This is a genomic window from Nostoc paludosum FACHB-159, from assembly GCF_014698835.1.
GTDB classification, from domain to species: Bacteria; Cyanobacteriota; Cyanobacteriia; order Cyanobacteriales; family Nostocaceae; genus Nostoc; species Nostoc paludosum.
The window spans coordinates 100,712-122,003 of sequence record NZ_JACJTU010000017.1; the positions used below are offsets into that span (position 1 = coordinate 100,712).

At 42.2% G+C, this 21,292-nt stretch carries 20 protein-coding genes; 6 read left to right on the top strand and 14 right to left on the bottom strand.

All coding sequences use genetic code 11. The features are described from left to right. Positions 1-63: 63 nt before the first annotated feature. Together H6H03_RS18710 and mnmE are read right to left on the bottom strand one after the other, a co-directional pair. Complete coding sequence (locus H6H03_RS18710) at positions 64-396, bottom strand: hypothetical protein (RefSeq protein WP_190956598.1); 333 nt, start codon at positions 394-396, stop codon at positions 64-66. A 204-nt stretch (positions 397-600) separates the two neighbouring features. After that, on the bottom strand, positions 601-1,995 hold the full coding sequence (gene mnmE, locus H6H03_RS18715) for a tRNA uridine-5-carboxymethylaminomethyl(34) synthesis GTPase MnmE (RefSeq protein WP_190956599.1): 1,395 nt from the start codon (positions 1,993-1,995) through the stop codon (positions 601-603). 200 nt (positions 1,996-2,195) lie between these two features. On the opposite strand from mnmE, the gene H6H03_RS18720 reads away from it, so the two are divergent. After that, on the top strand, positions 2,196-2,396 hold the full coding sequence (locus H6H03_RS18720; protein WP_190956600.1) for a hypothetical protein: 201 nt from the start codon (positions 2,196-2,198) through the stop codon (positions 2,394-2,396). Between the two features lie 356 nt (positions 2,397-2,752). Continuing rightward, the gene (locus H6H03_RS18725; protein WP_190956601.1) at positions 2,753-3,742 is read left to right on the top strand and encodes an endonuclease/exonuclease/phosphatase family protein; all 990 of its coding nucleotides are present in this window, start codon (positions 2,753-2,755) and stop codon (positions 3,740-3,742) included. A 17-nt stretch (positions 3,743-3,759) separates the two neighbouring features. Here H6H03_RS18725 and H6H03_RS18730 read toward each other — a convergent pair whose 3' ends face one another. The 8 genes from H6H03_RS18730 to H6H03_RS18765 all read right to left on the bottom strand — a co-directional run bounded on the left by H6H03_RS18730 (position 3,760) and on the right by H6H03_RS18765 (position 11,600). Continuing rightward, complete coding sequence (locus H6H03_RS18730) at positions 3,760-5,385, bottom strand: mucoidy inhibitor MuiA family protein (protein WP_190956602.1); 1,626 nt, start codon at positions 5,383-5,385, stop codon at positions 3,760-3,762. 288 nt (positions 5,386-5,673) lie between these two features. Continuing rightward, positions 5,674-6,615 (bottom strand): LysR family transcriptional regulator, encoded by a 942-nt coding sequence (locus tag H6H03_RS18735; protein WP_190956603.1) that lies wholly within the window; start codon positions 6,613-6,615, stop codon positions 5,674-5,676. Positions 6,616-6,872: 257 nt separating this feature from the next. After that, complete coding sequence (locus H6H03_RS18740) at positions 6,873-7,667, bottom strand: BMC domain-containing protein (RefSeq protein ID WP_190956604.1); 795 nt, start codon at positions 7,665-7,667, stop codon at positions 6,873-6,875. Between the two features lie 56 nt (positions 7,668-7,723). After that, on the bottom strand, positions 7,724-8,464 hold the full coding sequence (locus H6H03_RS18745; RefSeq protein ID WP_190956605.1) for a transferase: 741 nt from the start codon (positions 8,462-8,464) through the stop codon (positions 7,724-7,726). A 195-nt stretch (positions 8,465-8,659) separates the two neighbouring features. Then, positions 8,660-10,333 (bottom strand): ribulose bisphosphate carboxylase small subunit, encoded by a 1,674-nt coding sequence (locus H6H03_RS18750; RefSeq protein WP_190956606.1) that lies wholly within the window; start codon positions 10,331-10,333, stop codon positions 8,660-8,662. Between the two features lie 206 nt (positions 10,334-10,539). Next, positions 10,540-10,842: a EutN/CcmL family microcompartment protein gene (locus tag H6H03_RS18755; protein WP_190956607.1), complete on the bottom strand. Its 303-nt coding sequence runs from the start codon at positions 10,840-10,842 to the stop codon at positions 10,540-10,542. 6 nt (positions 10,843-10,848) lie between these two features. After that, a complete protein-coding gene (locus H6H03_RS18760) occupies positions 10,849-11,193 on the bottom strand; it encodes a carbon dioxide-concentrating mechanism protein CcmK (RefSeq protein WP_010995041.1) in 345 nt (114 codons plus the stop codon). A 98-nt stretch (positions 11,194-11,291) separates the two neighbouring features. Beyond that, positions 11,292-11,600 carry a carbon dioxide-concentrating mechanism protein CcmK gene (locus tag H6H03_RS18765; RefSeq protein WP_015209255.1) on the bottom strand — a complete coding sequence of 103 codons (309 nt, stop codon included), beginning with the start codon at positions 11,598-11,600 and terminating at the stop codon, positions 11,292-11,294. Positions 11,601-12,258: 658 nt separating this feature from the next. On the opposite strand from H6H03_RS18765, the gene H6H03_RS18770 reads away from it, so the two are divergent. The 3 genes from H6H03_RS18770 (at position 12,259) to H6H03_RS18780 (ending at position 16,955) form a co-directional block, all read left to right on the top strand. Further along, complete coding sequence (locus H6H03_RS18770) at positions 12,259-14,115, top strand: NAD(P)H-quinone oxidoreductase subunit F (protein WP_190956608.1); 1,857 nt, start codon at positions 12,259-12,261, stop codon at positions 14,113-14,115. Positions 14,116-14,203: 88 nt separating this feature from the next. Then, on the top strand, positions 14,204-15,706 hold the full coding sequence (locus tag H6H03_RS18775) for an NADH-quinone oxidoreductase subunit M (RefSeq protein WP_190956609.1): 1,503 nt from the start codon (positions 14,204-14,206) through the stop codon (positions 15,704-15,706). A 118-nt stretch (positions 15,707-15,824) separates the two neighbouring features. Beyond that, positions 15,825-16,955: a CO2 hydration protein gene (locus H6H03_RS18780; RefSeq protein WP_190956610.1), complete on the top strand. Its 1,131-nt coding sequence runs from the start codon at positions 15,825-15,827 to the stop codon at positions 16,953-16,955. Positions 16,956-16,972: 17 nt separating this feature from the next. Here H6H03_RS18780 and H6H03_RS18785 read toward each other — a convergent pair whose 3' ends face one another. Both H6H03_RS18785 and H6H03_RS18790 read right to left on the bottom strand, forming a co-directional pair. Then, positions 16,973-17,737, bottom strand: a complete 765-nt coding sequence (locus tag H6H03_RS18785; protein WP_190956611.1) for a Uma2 family endonuclease — start codon at positions 17,735-17,737, stop codon at positions 16,973-16,975. 417 nt (positions 17,738-18,154) lie between these two features. Continuing rightward, positions 18,155-18,343: a hypothetical protein gene (locus tag H6H03_RS18790; protein WP_190956612.1), complete on the bottom strand. Its 189-nt coding sequence runs from the start codon at positions 18,341-18,343 to the stop codon at positions 18,155-18,157. 123 nt (positions 18,344-18,466) lie between these two features. On the opposite strand from H6H03_RS18790, the gene H6H03_RS18795 reads away from it, so the two are divergent. After that, positions 18,467-18,844: a hypothetical protein gene (locus tag H6H03_RS18795; protein ID WP_190956613.1), complete on the top strand. Its 378-nt coding sequence runs from the start codon at positions 18,467-18,469 to the stop codon at positions 18,842-18,844. Positions 18,845-18,922: 78 nt separating this feature from the next. Here the strand turns inward: H6H03_RS18795 and H6H03_RS18800 are convergent, their stop codons facing one another. Then, positions 18,923-19,645: a Uma2 family endonuclease gene (locus tag H6H03_RS18800; protein WP_190956614.1), complete on the bottom strand. Its 723-nt coding sequence runs from the start codon at positions 19,643-19,645 to the stop codon at positions 18,923-18,925. A 123-nt stretch (positions 19,646-19,768) separates the two neighbouring features. Next, positions 19,769-21,139, bottom strand: a complete 1,371-nt coding sequence (locus H6H03_RS18805) for a homoserine dehydrogenase (protein ID WP_390842638.1) — start codon at positions 21,137-21,139, stop codon at positions 19,769-19,771. Between the last annotated feature and the right edge of the window lie 153 nt (positions 21,140-21,292).

Consider the following 21,292-nt stretch of genomic DNA (forward strand, 5'->3'; position numbering starts at 1 on the left):
ATATCATTAATTCATAGCGAATTCTCTGCGTCCCTTTGCGCTTAACTCTGCGCTCCTTTGCGTTTAAATGTTATTTACATTATCTGAAAAATATGTAGCTGAGGATTGAGAGTTTTTCACAGCCAAGATAGGTTCTCCCTTTACTCCTCCACGGGTAAGAGTACAAATTTTATAAAAGTTTTCACACTCAAAGATTGCCAAAACTAGTTCTTTTCCTGTTTGGTAAGAGGATGGTAAAGATTTACCTACCTCGCATTTCATCTCAGTTTCATTGTCACACCACTGTAATTTCCAAATACGCTTTTCGGTGATTGGTGCTTCGAGAGACTGAGCCAGAGCGTTATACACCTGCTCAGCTTTCACATCATCTTTCGCTGCTGGAACAAAAAACTTCATAGGCTTTGCTTACAAATAACGTGGGTTTCATTAGCACCAGCGTAACGCACTATTTATTTTAAGAGTCTAGTGTGTGTATGTCGTCAATGAGAAACTATTTTGTCTACCCTGCTGCAAACTCAGTGAACTTCCGTTTGTAGGGAGCGTGAAAACCTAAAACAATATCTAGCTACATAAAAATCACTAATTTCCGATATTTAAAATTTATTTGCCAATACAAAATTTACTAAAAATTCTGTCTAAAACTGATTCTGTGACTTCTTCTCCAGTAATTTCTCCCAGTGCTTGAATTGCGCCTCGTAAGTCAATTGTCCAAAAATCAAGAGGTAATTGCTGCTCAATTGTTGCTCGTACTTGTTCCAAGGAAATTTTAGCTTGAGTTAAAGCTGCTGCTTGCCTTTGGTTAATGGCTAAATCCATATCAGCAGCTTGGACTTTTCCTGCTTTAACTATCTCTAAAATTGCTGTTTCTAAAGTATCAATTCCTTGATTTTGGGCAGCAGATGTGAAAATTTGATATTTGAGATTTGAAATTTGAGATTGAAGATTTTGCCTTTGGTTTTCCTCTACTAAGTCAATTTTATTAAATACTAGAATTAAAGGACGGTGCTGCACTTGTTCGTAAATTTCTTCATCGCCTTGAGTCCAACCTGCTGAAGCATCAATGGTCAATAGAACTAAATCAGCTGCATTTGCCGCACGGCGCGATCGCTCGACGCCAATTTTTTCTACTTGGTCTGTTGTTTCCCTAATTCCCGCAGTATCTAGCACCTGCACGGGAATTCCCCCTACAACTAACTGGGATTCCACCACGTCGCGGGTTGTACCGGGTAAATCTGTGACAATGGCGCGATCGCTCTGGCTCCAAGCATTTAATAAACTCGATTTACCAACATTCGGACGCCCGACAATTGCCACTTTTAACCCAGTGCGTAACAACTCACCTTTGTCTTTGGTCGCCAACAACCTAGAAATTTCTACGGCAATTTTCTCAATTTCTGATATTATTGCTTCATCATCCAGCGGAGGAAGATCTTCCTCAAAATCGATTCGAGCTTCGATTTCTGCCAAAATATCCAAACAGTTAGCGCGTAACTGCCGGATGGGATGAGCCAATTTTCCTTGTAAACCAGCTAAAGCAGTTTGGGCTGCTTGGGGCGATTTAGCTCCCACCAAATCGGCAATGCCTTCGGCTTGAGTCAAATCCAATCGCCCGTTCAAAAAAGCCCGGAGGGTAAATTCTCCCGGTTGAGCTAATCTTGCACCATTTTCCAAACACAGTTGTAACACCTGCTGCACTGCCATAATTCCTCCGTGGCAATGGAATTCCACCACATCTTCACGGGTGTAAGAACGGGGTGCTTTCATGATTAGCAACAAAGCTTCATCTACCAATTGTTGCGTCTGGGGATGGCGGATGTAACCGTAGAGAATCCGGTGAGTTTGCCAAACTTGTCGCCCTGGTGTGTGAAACAAAGTTTCGGCGATGGACATTGCTCGATCGCCGGATACCCGCACAATGCCAACACTACCCTGTTGGGGGACAACAGCAGTGGCGATCGCGGCTATAGTTCCAGTAGTGGCAAAGAGTTCGGACATCAGTGTTTTTTATGAAAGTGAGGAGTGATGAGTTAGGAGTAAAAATCATAACTCCTAACTCATAACTTCTTAAATGGTAAGTATTTAGACCGTTGGGATGGCAACAAGCAAGGTAAAATTTATCTAAAAGGTAATGTTTGAGGTTAAAGAAGTTAAGAGTTGAAATTATAACTCATAACTTTAAAACAGAGGAATTCACTATGGAGCAAAAAATTAACTGCGCTGTAGCTTGTGTCAACGGCTGCGTTTTAGGGGATAAATGCCCCAACATAGAATTTAGAGAAGCAGCTGCCAAATTTGTTGAAGATACTTCTTTAGACAAAATGTTGGAAATGGCTGAAGAACGTCTGCGAAAAAAAATGACGGAACCGCCAAAATGGGTTTTTCCTGAAGATCCGTAAGATTAAGTCAATCAATTTTGGATTTTGGATTTTGGACTTCGGCTACGCTCAGTCGAACGATTTTGGATTGGAACAGATTCCTCTAAGGATTGAGGATTTTAAATTTTGGATGCAAATATTTGTTCGGCGCACTAAGGGCAAAGCATGTACCAAAATAAATTTTAATCTATAATCTAAAATCTAAAATCTAAAATTGCCACAGTTAAATAGTATCTGGATCTATATTGAATTCTCGCAGTTTTGCAGCCAAGCGATCGCTGCGTTGCTTCTGTTGTTTTGACTGGGCTGCTACTTCTTCTAATGTTGGAAAAGGATAGGCTTAATTGGGAAGACAGCTTGATAAAATCTATTAAACTATGAGCAAACGAATATCTTTAATTATTGCGATCGCCACTCTGTTAGCTTTAGGATTACTAACGTTACTATCTTTAATCAGTTACATTGCTTGGTCTTATCCACTAGAATTAATTACTCATTTTCGCATCCAGTATTTTATTTTATCATTAATAGCTAGTAGTATTTTATTGTTTTTTTGGAAAAGCCGCCATCTCAAAAATAAAGTAATAATTATTATAGCTTTATTTCTAGTTGGTTTGAACGCTATTGAGATTATTCCTTGGTATCTTCCTCATTCCCAACAGTTGGTTAATAATCCAGCCAAGCAAATAAGAATTTTATCTTTTAACACTAATATTCAAAATCAGAATAATCGAGAAGTTATTAATGTAGTCCAAAAAAATAGACCAGATATCGCTGTATTTATTGAAGTTGATAAAAATGCAGTGGAAAATTTAAAAAATGGGTTAAAAAATACTTTACCTTATACTTTTAGAAGTCCCGGTGGCGGTCTTGCTATTCTCAGCAGTTTCCCAATTCAAGATGCCAAGGGTGATAACTTTAATGGACAAGGAGGTCATAACCTCATAGCAACTTTAGAAGTAGATAAAAAGTTGATTAAGCTAATTGGAACTCATCCTATAGTACCGATAACGAGAGGAAATTTTCACAGGCGTAATCGTCAGCTAGCAGCATTAACTAATTATATTAGAGAATTAAATCAGCCATTGATTTTAGTGGGAGATTTTAACCTCACACCCTGGTCACCTTATTATCGCCAGTTTATCAACAAAACAAAATTGCACAATACTCGCTTAGGGTTTGGTATTTTACCAACTTGGCCGCGACCAGCCAGCCATGTGCATCTACCACAGTGGCTAATTCCATTGATAAATATTCCTATTGACCACTGTTTTGTGAGCAAACATTTTAGTGTTGCTGGAATTTATGCAGGAGCAAATGCTAATTCTGACCATGCACCGCTCATCACTGATTTAGTATTACGATAGAAGTTTAAAAACTGATTCTAAATATCCAACCCAAGCACCGTTAACTCCGGTGGATGTTCAACATTAAACTGATAATATATCTCTTGTCGTTCTTGCGGTGCAAGAGTTAATTGCCATTCTAAAATACCCATTTCCCCAAGTTGAATTTGCGGATTACTACGAATTAAACGCACTTTAATTTGTTCGTTACGGCTAACAGGCAATTGTTCAGTTACTTTCAATTTTACTTGTTGTTCCAGTAAGTTAGTAATTATCAACCGATAACTATAAGTAATTCGGCGCTGGTTGCTAATTAATCTTTTATCTACCAGACGTTCAACTAAATCGCGTTCAATTTTTAAACCTTCATCAATCCCTAAATTGAGTTTAAATTCTTGACCTGGTGCAATATTTTCTAACCCAGTAGCACCAATAAAAACATTATTGCGGAAAATATTCGCTTTGCCTGGTAACAAAGTTGCACCGTTGGGACTATTTTTCACATTCCCTTGCAGATAAGCAAAACTTACCAAGCGCGGCATTGCCACATAATCAAACTTACAAGGATAATCATCATTAAAAATTGTTGTTTTATGTGGTGCGCCATCACTAGGAATGTTACCGCCACCATTTAATTTAAAGGTAACTACACTTCCTTCTTTCGATACTTGTGCTGCAATAATTTCCGCTGGGATGGAACTATCCTGTGCAACTTCGTCTTCTTCTTGCGAATTTTCCTCACCAGCAGGAGCGGCAGCTTGAAGTGCTATTGTCGGTAAGGATGGGCGAGTTCCCCTTTGTCTAAATAATCGTGGACTAGGGCTATCAATATACCAAGGATCGAGTTTGGGTGGGAGCGTACCTAATCCCGGTTTTGCAGTAGAAAGGGTGAGACTTGCACCAATCCAATCTTCGCCACTGCTTTGAGTAATTTCTGCCAGGTAACTCAAATGTACGATATCGCTGGTGGTGCTAAAGCGCAAGTCATATAGCGGAGTCCAACTGGCGCGATTCACCAAGTATGATACTTCTAGTTCAAATTCGCCTTCACCAGCAGCTTCAACTCCTACAACTAAGCTCAAACTTTCTTTGGGGTGCGGTGTTTGGATTTTTTGCAGTGAGATGTGGAGTGCTTGCAGTTGTTTGTCTAATTCCTGCTGTTGAGCTTTGCATTCTCCAGATGCGATCGCATATTCACTATACTGGCTTCCAAGAAAGTTGAGAAAGTCTAAAGTTTCGCTAAGACTCAAATTTTTTCGAGACAAACTCTGGGAAAAAGGTTCTTCTGTTTTTTCACGTAAGCCTTCGATAAAACTAGATTGCAATGCTAAAGCATCGATTTGGGCTTGCAAATGGCGTTTTTCTGCTTCTAATTGCTGAATTTGCCTGGTCAAATGTGCTACACGTTCTGCCACAGGTTCAGTAGTATAAATGCGATCGCTACTTACTCCCTGCAACCGTACTCCCACCGTACCCGTACCGCTAACCCTCACAGACTCAGTTTCTAGAGTAACTGGCACTGAGGTAATTACTAATTCCCGTTCAATTCCTGTTAAAGAAACTACACCTCGCCGTGTAACCAATGCTCTATCAGCGTAGACTGTGACAGCTACAATCTCGCTTTCTACTGTTTTGCGCCAAGACTGTATTTCCGGGTTAACCACCGTGAGTTTTCCCCCATTTTAATGGTTCTGCTGGTTAATTTTTAATGTTTGCTGGTCTAGCCGTCAACCCCTTTCAGGAATTCAAAATCAAAAATCTGATAATAGGGCATGGGGCATTGGGCATTAGGCATTGGAATTAGTCTTTGAGGGAGATGAACAAGTCCCTAATGTCCTATGCCCTATACCTCATACCCAATGACGCCAGTAGCCACCCTGCGGGAAGCCGCAAAGCGTCTACAAGTCGGGAAACCCGCCCACGGCACTGGCTCCCCAATGCCCAATCAACATTTATCTATGAGTTGCTTCAACCGCACTATAACTATAAGTAGCGTTTTGCTCTACGATGTCTTTTGCCGCAGCCAGCAGATAATCATAATAAGCACGAGCGACAATAGATAGCTGTTTACCAGATGGGTAAACCATGTACCAATTTCGGTGAATCGGGAAGTGTTGGACATCTAAAATGCTGAACTGTGAGGAGTCCAACAGTAAAGTATGACGAGATAAAACAGAAATTCCTAAACCACCAACGATCGCTTGTTTAATTGCTTCGTTACTTCCTAATTCCAGCTTAACTCTTACCTTCACCCCTTGTTCGTCAAATAAGCTTTGCACAGCACGACGAGTTCCTGAACCTGGTTCCCGCATAATAAAAGGTTCTTCAGCTAGGCGCTCTATCGGAATATTTTTTTCCTGAGATAAAGGATGATTAAGTGGTGCAAAGACTATTAAAGGGTTTTCTAAAAATGGTTGGCAAGTTATATCCATATTCTCTGGGATTTGACTCATAATATATAAGTCATCCAGATTCTGAGACATCCGTTCTAAAATTTGTTCGTGATTCGTGACTTGTAACGAGATATCAATACCTGGATAAAGTTCGCAAAACTTCCCTAACAAACGTGGTATAAAATATTTCGCTGTTGTAATCACTGCCAACTTTAGTTGTCCTTGTTTTAGCCCTTTTAAATCTGCCACCTTCATTTCAAACTGGGCTATATTATCAAAAATTTGCCGACAAGTAGCAAATAATTCCCTTCCTGCCTCTGTCAAATACAGCCGTTTTCCCACCTGCTCAAATAATGGCAACCCTACCGATTTTGTCAGTTGCTTAATCTGCATGGAAACGGTAGGTTGAGTGAGAAATAATTCCTCAGCAGCACGAGTAAAGCTACTGTGCCGTGCCGCTGCCTCGAAGACTTTTAACTGGTGCAGCGTCGCTTGATTCAAGGGTAGTTCTCCTGTAAATAGCGATTCATAGATATATTTCTAGTATTACTGAACAGTTGCCAATGATATAGCGATGGTTATAGAAGGTCACGAGTTTTAATATTATAGATAAAACTCTATTATCGCTATTAAAAGAAAAATATTTGACTTATGGATTTAAGAAGCTATTATCAGAACAAATAAGAAAAGCGTAAGATGCCTTCTAGCTGACGGTGAATGTTGAATAATGAATGTGGATTTCCACAATTCATAATTCATCATTCATCATTCCATATTTCTTCTGCAACTTTTGTGGGTAGCTTAGTTAAATCTGGTAATCTTAACACTTCGATTTCGGCAACTTGCTCTTTCTCTTTAATATTCACTGGCAAGTTTAACGGTTGGCTTTGTTCTATCCAGCAGCTTGCTAATGGCAAAGTTTGTTCCATTTCGTCTAAGGGTCGGGGAATCACCATCACTGCATTTAATTCCCCAATGCGTTCTGCCTCATACATTCCTGCTTCCACGGCTACGGCAACATTGGCTACGGAACCACGAATAATCGCTGTACACAAACCGGCACCAATTTTTTCATAAGCTGCCAGATGGACATCAGCAGCTTTGAGCATGGCATCACACGCGCCTACCATCGCGGGAAATCCTCGCGTTTCTACCAAACCAATCGCTTGATTGCTCAAACGGCTGTGACTGCCTTCCTCCATCAATTTAGTGAAACGAGCTGTGATGGGAAGCACTATATCTAAGTTGGGATAGGGTCGCGGAATTACCAAGCTAGAAACCAACTGACCAAATTGTTCGGCAGTTTGTACGCCTGATTCCACAGCCAGACGCACATCCGCAATTCCACCCCGGACGATGGCAGTACAATGACCGCTACCAATCTTTTCATAGCCAACGAGGTGAACTCCAGCAGATTTGAGCATCATGTCCGCCGTCCCAACGATCGCCGGGAAACTGAGGGTAGAAACTAAGCCCAAGGCAGTATCCTTGAGGTCGTCGAAATGACCTGATGAATGCATAGAACTCATAGACCGTTGATTAAATGTTTCCATGTGAATTTTCCAAAATACGGAAAAAGCTGACAACTTACAATTAACACTTACTCGGACTAATCGTCAGAGTTTGGGTTGCTCAAGGATTGTCTATGGGGAAACAAAGTGGTCAACAGTCTGTTTATGCTGCCTTGCCCATAAATTTGAGTCCCGAAGCTATTGGGAGATTCTGTAGGTGGCTCACTGGGGTCTTCTTGGACGGCTGGTTCCAAATTAGGTTCAGCCTCATTAACAGGCTTAGGCGGTGGAGGAGACTGGCTTTCACTAGTAGCGGGAGATTTAAAGAAAGAAAGCGATCGCCCTTTTAACTCCACAAAAGCTGAAGCGGAAAAGTTAGTTGAGGAAATTAACTTTTCTTCACTTTCCCCTGAACCATTATTGTTTTCTGCACTTGTGGCAGGTGGGTTATCTGGGGATGAACTGAGTTGCTTTGTTTGACTAATTTGCCGACTGGTGTCTCCCAGAATCGAACCAGGTGGAATTACTTGTCCGGGTTCAACTGAAGTATTGAAAACTGTTGTTGCTGAACCAATGCAAGCATTTGCTCCAATTTTGCCCTTGCCAACCATCAAAAACCCGGCTCCCAGGTTTGCACCTGCTTCTACCTCTAGGGTTCCTTCATGGACTTGGAGAATCGATCCCATGCCAATACATACCCCTGGGCCAATGATGATTTTGCTGTTTGCAGCTGCTTGGAGTATTACCCCAGGTGCGAGTACCGCGCTTGGATGAACAGTCACCTCACCACTAATGTAAGAATCAAAGTTATTGCTGAGGCGCAGTGGCGGCACAGACATGGAAATTTTAACCTCAGAAGCCAGAAGAAATTAGGGAGTTAGGAGTTAGCAGCCAAGAGTGAGGAGTTAGTTAAAAGTGAGCAGTTATAAATTTTAAGTTTAGAGTTATGAATTAACAATCTTTTTCAACTCCCAACTCCCAACTCCCAACTCCTAACTCCTAACTCCTAACTTCTAACTCCTAACTCCTAACTTCTACGGACGTTGAATTATTGTTTCTAATACTCGACGCTTGGCTTTGGGGTCAATACCAATCAAGCGTACATATTCTCCTTCATATTCGGCGAGTTGCGCTTCTACAGATGCGATCGCTTCTCTTTCTGAAGAGGCTTGAATTTGACCTGTACTAGTCCAAGAACCTGTACGGAAACGTCTTTGGTCTACGTGTTCGACGCTAATTTTATATCCCCCAGCCAACAGTTGTTTTAGCTGGTCTACTACTTCGGAATTTAAACGAGTACTGGTAGCTGTTGCCTTCGCCGAAGACCCGCTGCTGCTAGAAAATGATGATTTCTGACTACCACTACTAGCACTACTAGAGGAAGCTACTTGACCATTTGGACGTTGAATTATACTTTCTAGCACGCGCCGCTTGGCTTTGGTATCGATACCAATTAAACGCACATATTCCCCTTGATGGTTGTCTATACACTCTTCTACAGCCGAAATCACTGCATTTGCCGAAGTTGCTTCAATTGGCTTGCAGCTACTCCAGGAACCAGTCCGGAAGCGGCGCTCATCTACGTGTTCAGTGCCAATTTTATAACCACCAGCCAAAAGTTGCCGGATTTGATCTACAGTTTCATTGTTAATTTTGCCACCGCCAGAGCCGTTACTACTATGACCATTATTGCTGCTGTAGCTGCCATTGCTAGAACTAGCAGGAGCTTTAAAGGTGGTGGCAGGTTTGGCTTCACCATCAGGACGTTGAATGATGGTTTCTAACACCCGGCGTCTACCTTTGTCAATGCCAAACAGGCGGACGTATTCGCCACTGTGGTCTCTCAGACAGCTTTCTAAAGAAGCGATCGCTTCACCTAAAGATTTTGGTTCGATTGGCTGGCAGCTAGTCCAAGAACCTGTGCGGAACCGTCTTTGGTCTACATGTTCTGTGCCAATCTTATACCCTTGCTGTAATAAATAGCGCAACTGCTCTATTGTTTGGGCACCCAAGCTATTACTCGCCACGTCATTACTCCTTTCCAACTCTAAAACTGTAATACCATTACCTGTATAAGATTTAGCAATTTCATCCCGAATCGGCGCAATACATTTTATATCCTCAGCACAGAGATAACCAGCTCGTAGTGCCTGATTAATCCCAACCACATGATGAGCGAATTCCTTATCCCGATCTTGCACGTCTGGCAAGCGGTCAGCTTGCTGCTGGGTGGTAATTATTGCTCCTGAAGGTATATACTTACCCGGTGGAATTTCTACATCTTGAATTAAAGCGTGCATCATCACGATGCAACCTGCACCTACCCTGGCATTAAACACCGTGGAGCGAAAGCCAATGAAGGAATTGTCTCCAACATAAGCTGGCCCATGAATTAGAGCCATGTGGGTAATGCAAGCATTTTTGCCTATCCACACCGAGTATTTGTCTTGGTCGTCGCCAACTACTCGACCTTGCTCCAACCCATGAATTACAACGCCATCTTGGATATTAGTGTTTTCACCAAGATAAAAAGGTGTGCCTTCATCCGCTCTAATCGTAGTCCCCGGAGCAACGATTACATTTGCACCTATGCGTACATCTCCAATTAAGTTGGAAAATTTGTGTACAAAGGCAGTTTCATGGATGTCAGGTTCGGCTAAATTCCTTGACCACGGGGTTGGGGGTGCCGCCGTGCTGCGGACTACCATCGCGAGATTCCTCCTGAATTAAGTTATGAGTTATGAGTTATGAGTTATGAGTTATGAGTTATGAGTTATGAGTTATGAGTTATGAGTTATGAGTTATGAGTTATGAGTTTTAACTCTTTACCCCTAACTTCTCACTCTTAACTTGTCACTCTTAACTTCTCGCTCCTAACTTCTCACTCCTCACTCCTAACTTCTCTAAGCGTTGACTATCTATATTGATCTTTTTTGCTGTAGATTAGGCGATCTGCAACGTGAATGGTGTCTATAATCGCCACCACTGCTGCATCTAATGGACGCTTTTCATTGCCATCAACTTGACGAGCGGCACTGCCACGACTGACAAGCACCCACTCATCTACTCCTGCCCCTACAATATCTGCTGCTACTTCATACTGTGGCAAGATGTTTCCGTTTTCATCCACCAATTGTAACAACAGTAGTTTTACACCTCTAAGACTTGGGTCTTTTTGGGTGCTAACTACTGTGCCGCGAACTTTGGCAACTTGCATTACAAATTATGGTCTTCTACCAAAAGGACGAATTGCATTCACATTTTCCCGGAATTGCTCTACGTCTTCTGTATAACGAATTGGCAGGACGTATTCTAAGTTTTCGTGAGGACGAGCAATGATGTGAGTAGACAGTACTTGTCCGCCGTTGACTCGCTTGACAGATTCAACTCCTGCGGCTACAGAAGCTTGAACTTCCGATACGTCTCCCCGCACAATTACCGTTACCCGACCACTACCGATTTTTTCGTAACCCACCAGAGTGACGCGGGCTGCTTTCACCATCGCATCAGCAGCTTCCACTACCGCTGGAAAGCCTAGCGTTTCAACCATTCCTACTGCGATCGACATTAGTTTTAATCCCTATTTAAAGATTTAAAGTTTTAGCCTTGGACACAAACAATGCTCAAAAAACAACAAAAGCGTTAATTTCTTTGTTTAAACGGCTTTTAGGTACGGAACTGTTCCACAGCTTCTGTGTAACGTATCGGCAAGACATACTCTAGGTTTTCGTGAGGACGAGCAATAATGTGTGTGGATAACACTTCACCACCATTAACTCTTCTGGCCGCTTCCACGCCAGCAGCTACGGAAGCTTGGACTTCCGATACATCTCCCCGAACTATCACGGTGACGCGAGCGCTACCAATTTTTTCATATCCTACTAAGGTGACACGGGCGGCTTTCACCATCGCATCAGCAGCTTCCACGACTGCTGGAAAGCCCTTCGTTTCAATCATTCCAACTGCAATTGGCATCGCAGAACTCCTACAAAATTAATCCAATCGGTACTGTTATTTGAAATTTTTGACGGGGAGAGCTTGATCTTAGAGCTAAGAAAACACTTCCAAATTAAGCATAGGAAAGCTTGGCGTCCCTGGCAATATAAATCACTATAATAGTTTATGATAAAAAAGTTTTAAAAAACTTAACAAAAATTTATCTGTGTCCACGAGCAATTAAAGTGAACTGATTCCTAGAGCAGACACTTATGCTTTATAATTTCTTTATTACATATACAAAATGAGATTCATAGCCAAGGCTAATCTCATGTGGGAAAGGAAGAGCAGTCGCTGTATGTTTTGCTGTCTCTATCTTTCCTCGATTTTTGCTACATCTACAATGACTAAGTAAAAAACATATAATTTTTTCAAATATATCGTATAAATTACTTTGGTTAAAGTAGAAATACAAATGTAAAAAGGTCGATGATGTTAAGGCAAGTAAATGCTTTTGCTTATATTAAGTTATATGTTACTGAACTTTAATAAGGTAAAATTAAGCAAAAATACCCCGAAGTTTTAGTTTAAACAATAGTAAACAAACATAGAGGTTTTGGCAAATTAATTTAATTAAATTAAATAGTTGTCCGAAAGCTTTTTTAAAATTAAGGCTGAATCGTCAAGGGAAATTTAAATGAGTGAATTTTTATTTTTAACGAGTTGGTTTGTGCCTTTGTATAGCTTATTCGGCGCAATTTTGACCTTGCCGTGGGGATTGGGAATAATTCAGCGGACAGGGCCAAGACCTGCGGCATACTTCAACTTGTTGACGACCTTTTTGGCTTTTGTGCATAGCTTGTTTGTATTTAAAGATATTTGGGATAGAGAACCACAAAATTTGCTGGTTAGCTGGTTCAAAGCTGCCGATTTAGATTTATCCTTTGCCTTGGAACTCTCACCAGTGAGTATCGGGGCAACAGTTTTAATTACAGGCATAAGCTTACTGGCACAAGTTTACGCCTTGGGTTATATGGAAAAAGACTGGTCGTTAGCACGTTTTTTTGCGCTGCTGGGATTTTTTGAAGCAGCGCTGAGTGCTTTAGCAATCAGTGATTCTTTATTTTTCAGCTATTGTCTTTTGGAAGTTCTGACACTTTCAACTTATTTGCTGGTGGGGTTCTGGTATGCTCAACCCTTAGTAGTGACAGCAGCGCGAGACGCGTTTTTAACTAAACGGGTGGGAGACTTGTTACTGCTGATGGCTGTTGTCACTCTTTCCACCTTAGCTGGCAGTTTGAACTTTTCCGATTTATATGAGTGGGCACAAACAGCTAATTTAAGCCCAATGGCATCAACATTATTGGGATTGGCGTTAATAGCTGGGCCTGCTGGGAAATGCGCCCAGTTTCCACTGCACCTGTGGTTAGATGAGGCAATGGAAGGGCCGAACCCGGCTTCGGTAATGCGAAATTCCTTGGTGGTAGCTGGTGGTGCTTACTTACTATTTAAGCTGCAACCATTGTTAGCACTGTCGCCAGTTGCCTTGAATGCTTTGGTAATCATGGGCACGGTAACGGCCATTGGTGCAACATTAGTATCCATCGCTCAAATAGACATTAAGCGAGCCTTATCTCACTCTACTAGTGCATACATGGGGTTAGCGTTTTTGGCAGTTGGCTTGCAACAAGGTGGTGTAGCCTTGATGTTGCTGTTAACCCATGCGATCGCCAAAGCATTATTATTTATGAGTTCTGGTTCAGTGATCTTAACTACCCAAAGTCAAGACTTGACAGAAATGGGCGGTTTATGGTCAAGGATGCCAGCCACCACCACGGCCTACATCGTCGGTTCCGCAGGAATGGTGACACTCCTACCACTGGGAAGCTTCTGGGCAATGTTAGCATGGGCTGACGGTTTTGTCAGTATTAGCCCTTGGGTAATTGGAGTTTTATTACTAGTCAATGGCTTGACAGCATTAAACTTGACCAGAGTATTTAGATTAGTCTTTTGGGGTAAACCGCAACAAAAGACCCGGCGTACTCCAGAAGTTGGCTGGTCGATGGCATTGCCAATGGTGACTTTAACAATATTGACTTTGCTTCTACCCCTGATGTTACAGCAGTGGTATTTGCTACCTGATTGGGAAAGTATCAATTGGTATGTAGCATTAGCGTTGTTTGCTTCTACAGTAATAGGAGTAGTTGTAGGGTCTACAATTTATCTCCACAAAGCCTGGTCAAGATCGAGAATCCTGGCATGGAGATTTTTCCAAGATTTGTTGGGTTATGACTTTTACATCGATCGCATTTATCGAGTCACCGTCGTGAGTGCAGTAGCACTGCTATCTAAGATTTCTGCTTGGAGCGATCGCTATTTGGTTGACGGTATAGTGAATTTAGTTGGGTTTGCCACGATTCTTAGCGGACAAAGTTTAAAATACAGCATTTCCGGGCAATCCCAAGGTTATATGTTGACCATCCTAGCAGTCGTTAGCATCCTGGGCTTTTTCATCAGTTGGTCATTGGGTTTATTAGATAAATTGCCCTTTTAAGAGTGCTAAGTACAGACGCGATTCATCGCGTCTGTACAAGAGTTAGGAGTTATTCTCCCTCATCCCCCCATCCCTTTACCTGAAGTGTATGCTTAGTGCTTTAATTCTAGTGCCCTTGATTGGCGCAGCTTTAATTGGTTTCTGGCCCTCTAGCATTAGTGGGAAATTTGCCCGTGGGGTAGCTTTGGTATTTGCGATTATTGTTTTCTTTTTGACAGTTGTACTAACAATTCAGTTCCGCCCTGGAGAAGTCACTCAACAGTTTGCCGAGTCTGTTCCTTGGGTAGATGTCTTAGGCTTGAACTATAACCTGGGAGTAGATGGTTTATCTTTACCATTGCTGGTTTTAAATGGACTTTTGACTTGCATTGCCATCTATAGTAGCGATGAATCCCTTGGGCGTCCTAAATTGTATTACTCTTTGATACTACTGTTAAGCGTCGGGGTAACTGGAGCTTTCTTAGCACAGGATCTACTGCTATTTTTCCTGTTTTACGAATTGGAGTTGATTCCCCTGTATCTGTTGATAGCGATTTGGGGTGGTGCAAAACGGGGTTATGCTGCAACCAAATTTCTCATTTATACTGCCGTTTCCGGAGTCCTGATTTTAGCAAGTTTCCTGGGCATGGTTTGGCTAAGTGGTTCCTCTAGTTTTGCACTAGCAACCTTGAACGCCAAGACTCTGCCTTTGGCAACACAACTTTTACTGCTAGTGGGAATTTTGGTAGGTTTCGGAATTAAAATTCCCTTAGTTCCCTTCCATACTTGGTTGCCAGATGCTCACGTTGAAGCTTCCACACCGATTTCCGTACTGTTGGCTGGGGTACTGTTAAAGTTGGGAACTTACGGCTTACTCCGATTTGGTATGAACTTGTTACCGGAAGCTTGGAATTATGTGGCTCCTTGGTTAGCAATTTGGGCAGCAGTAAGTGTATTGTATGGTTCATCCTGTGCGATCGCCCAAACAGATATGAAAAAAATGGTGGCGTACAGTTCCATTGGACACATGGGTTACGTCCTGATAGCGGCGGCGGCCGCTACACCTTTAAGTGTGTTGGGTGCTGTCATGCAAATGATTAGCCACGGCTTGATTTCTGCAATGCTATTTTTGCTGGTGGGCGTTGTGTATAAAAAAGCCGGTAGCCGGGATTTAGAAATCATCAGAGGACTCCTCAACCCAGAACGCGGTATGCCGGTAATCGGTAGCTTGATGATTGTGGGAGTCATGGCCAGCGCAGGTATACCCGGAATGTTAGGATTTATTTCCGAATTCATCGTTTATCGGGGTAGTTTTGCAGTTTTTCCAGTACAAACACTGCTGTGTATGATTGGTACGGGGTTAACAGCAGTTTACTTTCTGTTACTTATGAACCGCGCCTTCTTTGGACGCTTATCTGCACCTGTTGTCAACTTACCACGTGTGTATTGGAGCGATCGCCTTCCAGCTGCAATTTTAGCCTTGCTAATTGTGATTTTTGGCATCCAACCGTCTTGGTTAGCACGCTGGACTGAACCAACAATTACAGCAATGATCGATACTCAAAACGTAGTAGCAGTGTCTTTAGATAAGAGAATGGAGAATGGGAAGTAGGGAGTTGGGAGACGGGGAGATAGGGAGAGTGGGAGAGTGAAGAGGACAAGGGGACAAGGAGAATAATTCATAACCAATACCCAATGCCCCAACCCCTATACTTTATGGAGAACTAGCAATGGTAACTATTAGAAATAAATTTACTAACGAACCTTTACCTGAGTTTATTGAACGCCTCCAAAAAGGAGAGGCATTACTCACCGATAGTCCAGAAAATGTGGTGGAAGTAGTTGGTATTCTCAAAAGCTACGGCGTAGTTTTAGATGCCTATTCAATAAATCTGAATTACATTGCTGAGCATCAGTTTTTAGTATTTTTCCCATTTTTTAAATACTTTAATGGAGAAATATCTTTTCAGAAATTACTTCGTCACTGGTGGCACGATCGCATTAATTTTGAATATGCCGAGTATTGCATGAAAGCCATGATGTGGCACGGTGGCGGTGGTTTGGATGAATATTTAGATACAAAAGAATTTCAAGAAAGAGCGCAAGCCGTAATTACAGCTAAATTTAAAAATAATCCCTTAATTTTAGGCATTAATCAACTCTTTCCAGACTTTTTAACAGAACAGTTACGCGTCTCTGCCTACTACAGTGGTTTAGGTCAATTTTGGCGAGTCATGGCTGATATTTTCCTCAGCTTATCAGACCTCTACGACAAAGGCGAAATCAAATCGATTCCCCAAGTAGTAGACCATATTAAAGCAGGGTTAGTGGAAAGTGCGGCCAAGCCAATTACCTATAGTGTCAAAATTAAGGGAAAACTCTATGATATCATTCCCAAAGACGTTGGTTTGACCTTCTTAGCAGACACAGCAATACCTTATGTAGAGGCTGTTTTCTTTAGAGGAACACCTTTCCACGGTACAGTTTCATACAACGCCCAAGCTTATCAAATCTCCCCAGATCAAAGTCGATTCCAATATGGCGCATTGTACGCCGATCCTCTGCCCATCGGCGGCGCAGGTATCCCTCCTACCTTGTTGATGCAAGATATGCGTCATTATCTTCCAGAGTACTTGCATGAAATTTATCGTCGCAGTCTCCGGGGTGAAGATGATTTGCGAGTGCAAATTTGTATAACTTTCCAAAAATCGATGTTTTGCGTGACCACAGCAGCGATTTTAGGACTAGCGCCTTATCCTTTAGATACTAAAGACCCATCCGAGGAAAAAGCGAATCGAGTTTATTTTGCAAAGTGGATGAGTCGCTTAGAAACTTCCCAGTTGCTAGAGGTGAATAAATAGTTGACTTTTAGTCAAAATTATGCGTCTGGTTCAATGCCTAGAGAACGCAATTGAGCAATCAGAATCTCATTTCGTTGGCGTTCTTGTTCAGCGCGTTGACGTTCTTGTTCAGCGCGTTGGCATTCAAGTTCTGCTCTTTCATCGCCAGTCAACAACAAATTACCTTGCAAATCCCACCAACGTAACCAGGGCAATTCCACGTTTTGATAAACTCCTAGCCAAATGCCTAACTCCACTCCTAAAGGAGGTATACGATAATGTCCTCGTTCATTTGCTGCTAATAACTGGTATTGTCCACCAATGAATTCATACACTTCTATACTGGCTTTATTCACTTCATAAATGCCATAAAACGGAGGACGAATTACTTGCTCATAAATCCAAAATTTCCCCTTCCAAGGGGTTGTATCTCTTTCCTCACTCCCATCACCAGAGACGAATTCTAAGACAATTAATGGAGCGATATGTTCTCGCCAAAATACATAAGAACGGCGCGTCAATCCATCGAGTAAGGGTGGGACATTTCCTACATAAAACCAATCCGGTGCTGCTGCTCCTTTCTCTGGAGGATCTGTCAACCGCCAGTAAATACCTAAGTCTTGACCTATACAATATTGGCCTTCTGGATGTAATTGCTGGAGAATGGGTGTAATTGAGTCCGTTAGTAAGATACTTTGGGGATGCTCTTGCCAATTTTTCACAAATGTCCCGTCAGAGTCTGGTAGCTGCGTGTGATCAGGAAATGGGGTGAGATTGGTATCGAGGTTGGTTGCAGAGGCCATAAAGTTACCTTTGCACTAGCTAAAGGTTGTTTTTAGTTTAGCAAAACATCCAGTTTTGGGGAGTAGTAATAGCTGACTACCCAAATTCAATAAACGACTACCCGAATTCAATAAACGACTACCCAAATTCAATAAACGCTTGCCCGAATTCAATAAACGACTACCCAAATTCAACAAACGCTTGCCCGAATTCAATAAACGACTACCCGAATTCAATAAACGATCGCTTTGATTTCTTATACTCAATCTATGTAAAAATATTTAGACAATTATATTTATAAGCATAAAAATAGACTCTAAAAAAGGCATAAGAAAGGCGATCGCCTTCGCGCAAGAATCTGCGTAGGCGTAGCCCGTCGTAGACATCGCCTTCTTTTAACCCCAAAATCGGAGTCAAATATTATCATGGCAAAATGATTAAGTTTTCTTTTTCTTGTTTAGCGCTTCCTGGATAGCTTCTCTACAGAATTGTGCAGGGTCGTCTTGTGCTTTCACTTCATCTTTCATTTTTTCAGTAGCGCGAAAACTAATAGTAGTTGATAGTGGTTCTTCTCTTTCTGATTCAAATGGTCTTAAACTTTCTGGGTTACCTTTTGGATTAGGCATTGTATAGAAATATAAAAATAAGTCTGAAACACTCGTTTGCAACTGTTTAATGTTTATTTGGTGGTTGTCTAACTTTGGCGAGTACAGCAACCACCAATATCCCAATCAAAATGAGACAATTCTATGTTTACACGATCGGAACTCGAAATCAAAACCATTGCTGAACTACGCTTGCTGTGCCAACGTTATGGATTACGACCCACTGGAAAATCAGTGCAGAAGGTAAGCTATATTACATCGTTGATTGCATTTCCAGCGATCGCACTTAACCAGCTACAAGAAGGGAAAGGATTACGAAGATTATCATTTGGTAGTTTTCAGTCCATCGGCGGAGCACTAGATGAGATGAATTCTCCGACCACCGAACAAGCAGCATTAATCAAGGCAAGCTTAGAAGGCAAACATTTGAGCGCACCTAGTCGCTGGGAGCAGGAGAAACTGCTTAACCTGTACAAAGCTAAACTGCTGCTAGAGCAAGTTATGGACTTGTTAGCGGACTAATTTTTTCGCTAGCCTCGATAATCCTTTTGTGAGTCCTCTTCTTAGGGGACTTTTTTTTTAGTAGCTATTGCCAAATAACTAAGCTTCCGGTTCAACCCCAAGCGCTCGCAATTGTGCAGTTAAGCGATCGGCTCTTTGTCGTTCTTGTTCGGCTCTTTCATCACCAGTCAACAACAAATTACCTTGTAAATCCCACCAACGCAACCAAGGCAATTCGACATTTTGATAAACTCCTTGCCAAATACCTAACTCAACTCCCAAGCGGGTAATCGGATAATGTCCGCGTTCATTTGCTGTTAATAACTGATATTGTCCGCCAATTAATTCATATATTTCCAAGCTGGCTTTCTTCACTTCATATATGCCATAAAAAGCCGGATGAATCACCTGTTCGTAAATCCAAAATTTGCCCTGCCAAGGGGTTTTATCTCGTTCTTCACTGCCATTCCCAGAAACAAATTCCAAAGCAATTAATGGGGCAATAAATTCTCGCCACAATACATAAGACCTCCGCGTTTGTCCATCAAGCAACGGTGGTACATTTGGTACATAAAACCAATCTGGTGCTTCTGCTCCTTTTTCTGGTGGGTCTGTCAAGCGCCAGTAAATACCTAAATCCTGACCGATACAATATTGACCATCAGGATGTAATTGTTTGAGGACAGGTGTAATAGAGTCAGTAAGTAAAATGCTTTGGGGATGCTCTTGCCAATTTTTCACGAAAGTGCCATTAGACTCTGGTAGCTGCGTATGGTCGGGGAAAGGAGTCAGGTCTGTAGATAGGTCGGTTGCAGAGGTCATAAGGTATCCTCGCGCAGGAGTGCGGTTTGTTGTTGATTTTAGCAAGCACAGACTTGTCTGAAAAAACTAGGTATTTTAGCCTGCGGGAATATTTCACAAAGAGCGATCGCTATTCATGTAATCTCAAATTACCCGCAGTATGCTGGGAATGCTTTCTACCGCTTCCAGACTTTCAATTTCTGCCAAAGCTTGCCGGAAGTTGCCTTCCCGCACATCATGGGTCACAACTACAATCTCTGCTAGTTCTCCTTGAAAGCCTGTTTGCACAATTGACTCTAAGCTAACCCCATAGTTACCAAAGCAAGTACCTAATTTTCCGATAACTCCAGGTTGGTCATTCGTGAGAAAACGCGCATAAAACCGAGTTATCAATTCTGCCATCGGCACAATTTGGCTGTATTCGTGATGTCCGCAAGCTAATAATGGATTCAGCGAACCGATTTCGGATTGATTTAATTCCTTAGTGCTGACTGTTTGCGATTTTAAACTAGCGGCTAAATTCAAGATATCTGAGGCTACAGCACTGGCGGTTGCACCAGCACCTGCACCAGGGCCGAAAAACATCACTTGTCCAATGGGTTCTCCTTCCACAAGAATGGCATTATAAACCCCGTTAATGCTAGCCAAAGGATGCGCTTTTGGTACTAAAGTCGGATGAACTCTCACTGACAGAGGAGACAGGGAAAATGTCCCCGCGTCCCCGCGTCCCCTTGTCCCCCCATCCTCTTGTGAGGGTGTAATTCTATTAGCGATCGCTAACAATTTAATCACAAATCCCAACTTTTCGGCGTAGGCAATATCTGTTTTGCTGACTTGCCGAATTCCCTCGGTATACACATCTTTGAGGTTAATACGTCCACCAAAACCCAAAGATGCCAGGATGGCAATTTTATCAGCTGCGTCTAAGCCATCAACATCGGCTGTGGGGTCAGCTTCAGCATAACCCAAGCGTTGAGCATCAGCTAAAACATCGCTGAAGTTGCTGCCTTCTGTTTGCATCCGGGTGAGGATGTAATTAGTTGTACCGTTAACGATACCTGTTACAGTATGAATGCGGTTAACACTTAAAGACTGCTTCAGAGGTTGAATTACCGGAATTCCACCACCTACAGCGGCTTCTAACATGACGTATACGCCAGCTTGATTGGCTGTAGTGAAAATTTCTGCACCATAGCGGGCGATTACTGCTTTATTGGCAGTGACTACGTGTTTGCCATTATTTAAAGCTTGGAGGATGAGCGATCGCGCTGGTTCTAGTCCCCCCATAACTTCGACTATTATATCCACCGCTGGATCGTTGACAATAGCTTCTAAATCTGTAGTTAATACATCCGTAGATAATTCTACTGTACGGGGTTTATCTAGCGATCGTACTCCCACCCGGTATATTTCTATTTCTTGCAACAACGGGTGACGGCCAGTTTTATCTTGTAACAACTGCACTGTACCCGTTCCCACGGTTCCTAATCCCAGTATTCCTAGTTTCACACCCACAACTTTTGCACCCAATTTCACCAACAACAATTGTAGGTAGAGCATATAACGCCCTACCTACTGATTATCCTTCTTCCTTCGTCTTTTGTCGTTTGTCGCCTCTTACAAAGTTCCGATCTGAGGTTTCCTCAGATCGGACTTTGCACTTAGTCA

Excerpts from the sequence above, each read along its gene's own strand:
- H6H03_RS18790 (WP_190956612.1), bottom strand. The coding sequence starts at position 18,343 with ATGCCTAATCCAAAAGGTAACCCAGAAAGTTTAAGACCATTTGAATCA.
- H6H03_RS18725 (WP_190956601.1), top strand. The coding sequence starts at position 2,753 with ATGAGCAAACGAATATCTTTAATTATTGCGATCGCCACTCTGTTAGCT.
- H6H03_RS18760 (WP_010995041.1), bottom strand. The coding sequence starts at position 11,193 with ATGTCGATCGCAGTAGGAATGGTTGAAACGCTAGGCTTTCCAGCGGTA.
- H6H03_RS18770 (WP_190956608.1), top strand. The coding sequence starts at position 12,259 with ATGAGTGAATTTTTATTTTTAACGAGTTGGTTTGTGCCTTTGTATAGC.
- mnmE (WP_190956599.1), bottom strand. The coding sequence starts at position 1,995 with ATGTCCGAACTCTTTGCCACTACTGGAACTATAGCCGCGATCGCCACT.
- H6H03_RS18720 (WP_190956600.1), top strand. The coding sequence starts at position 2,196 with ATGGAGCAAAAAATTAACTGCGCTGTAGCTTGTGTCAACGGCTGCGTT.
- H6H03_RS18740 (WP_190956604.1), bottom strand. The coding sequence starts at position 7,667 with ATGGAAACATTTAATCAACGGTCTATGAGTTCTATGCATTCATCAGGT.
- H6H03_RS18765 (WP_015209255.1), bottom strand. The coding sequence starts at position 11,600 with ATGCCAATTGCAGTTGGAATGATTGAAACGAAGGGCTTTCCAGCAGTC.
- H6H03_RS18795 (WP_190956613.1), top strand. The coding sequence starts at position 18,467 with ATGTTTACACGATCGGAACTCGAAATCAAAACCATTGCTGAACTACGC.
- H6H03_RS18800 (WP_190956614.1), bottom strand. The coding sequence starts at position 19,645 with ATGACCTCTGCAACCGACCTATCTACAGACCTGACTCCTTTCCCCGAC.
- H6H03_RS18780 (WP_190956610.1), top strand. The coding sequence starts at position 15,825 with ATGGTAACTATTAGAAATAAATTTACTAACGAACCTTTACCTGAGTTT.
- H6H03_RS18785 (WP_190956611.1), bottom strand. The coding sequence starts at position 17,737 with ATGGCCTCTGCAACCAACCTCGATACCAATCTCACCCCATTTCCTGAT.
- H6H03_RS18750 (WP_190956606.1), bottom strand. The coding sequence starts at position 10,333 with ATGGTAGTCCGCAGCACGGCGGCACCCCCAACCCCGTGGTCAAGGAAT.
- H6H03_RS18745 (WP_190956605.1), bottom strand. The coding sequence starts at position 8,464 with ATGTCTGTGCCGCCACTGCGCCTCAGCAATAACTTTGATTCTTACATT.
- H6H03_RS18755 (WP_190956607.1), bottom strand. The coding sequence starts at position 10,842 with ATGCAAGTTGCCAAAGTTCGCGGCACAGTAGTTAGCACCCAAAAAGAC.
- H6H03_RS18775 (WP_190956609.1), top strand. The coding sequence starts at position 14,204 with ATGCTTAGTGCTTTAATTCTAGTGCCCTTGATTGGCGCAGCTTTAATT.
- H6H03_RS18710 (WP_190956598.1), bottom strand. The coding sequence starts at position 396 with ATGAAGTTTTTTGTTCCAGCAGCGAAAGATGATGTGAAAGCTGAGCAG.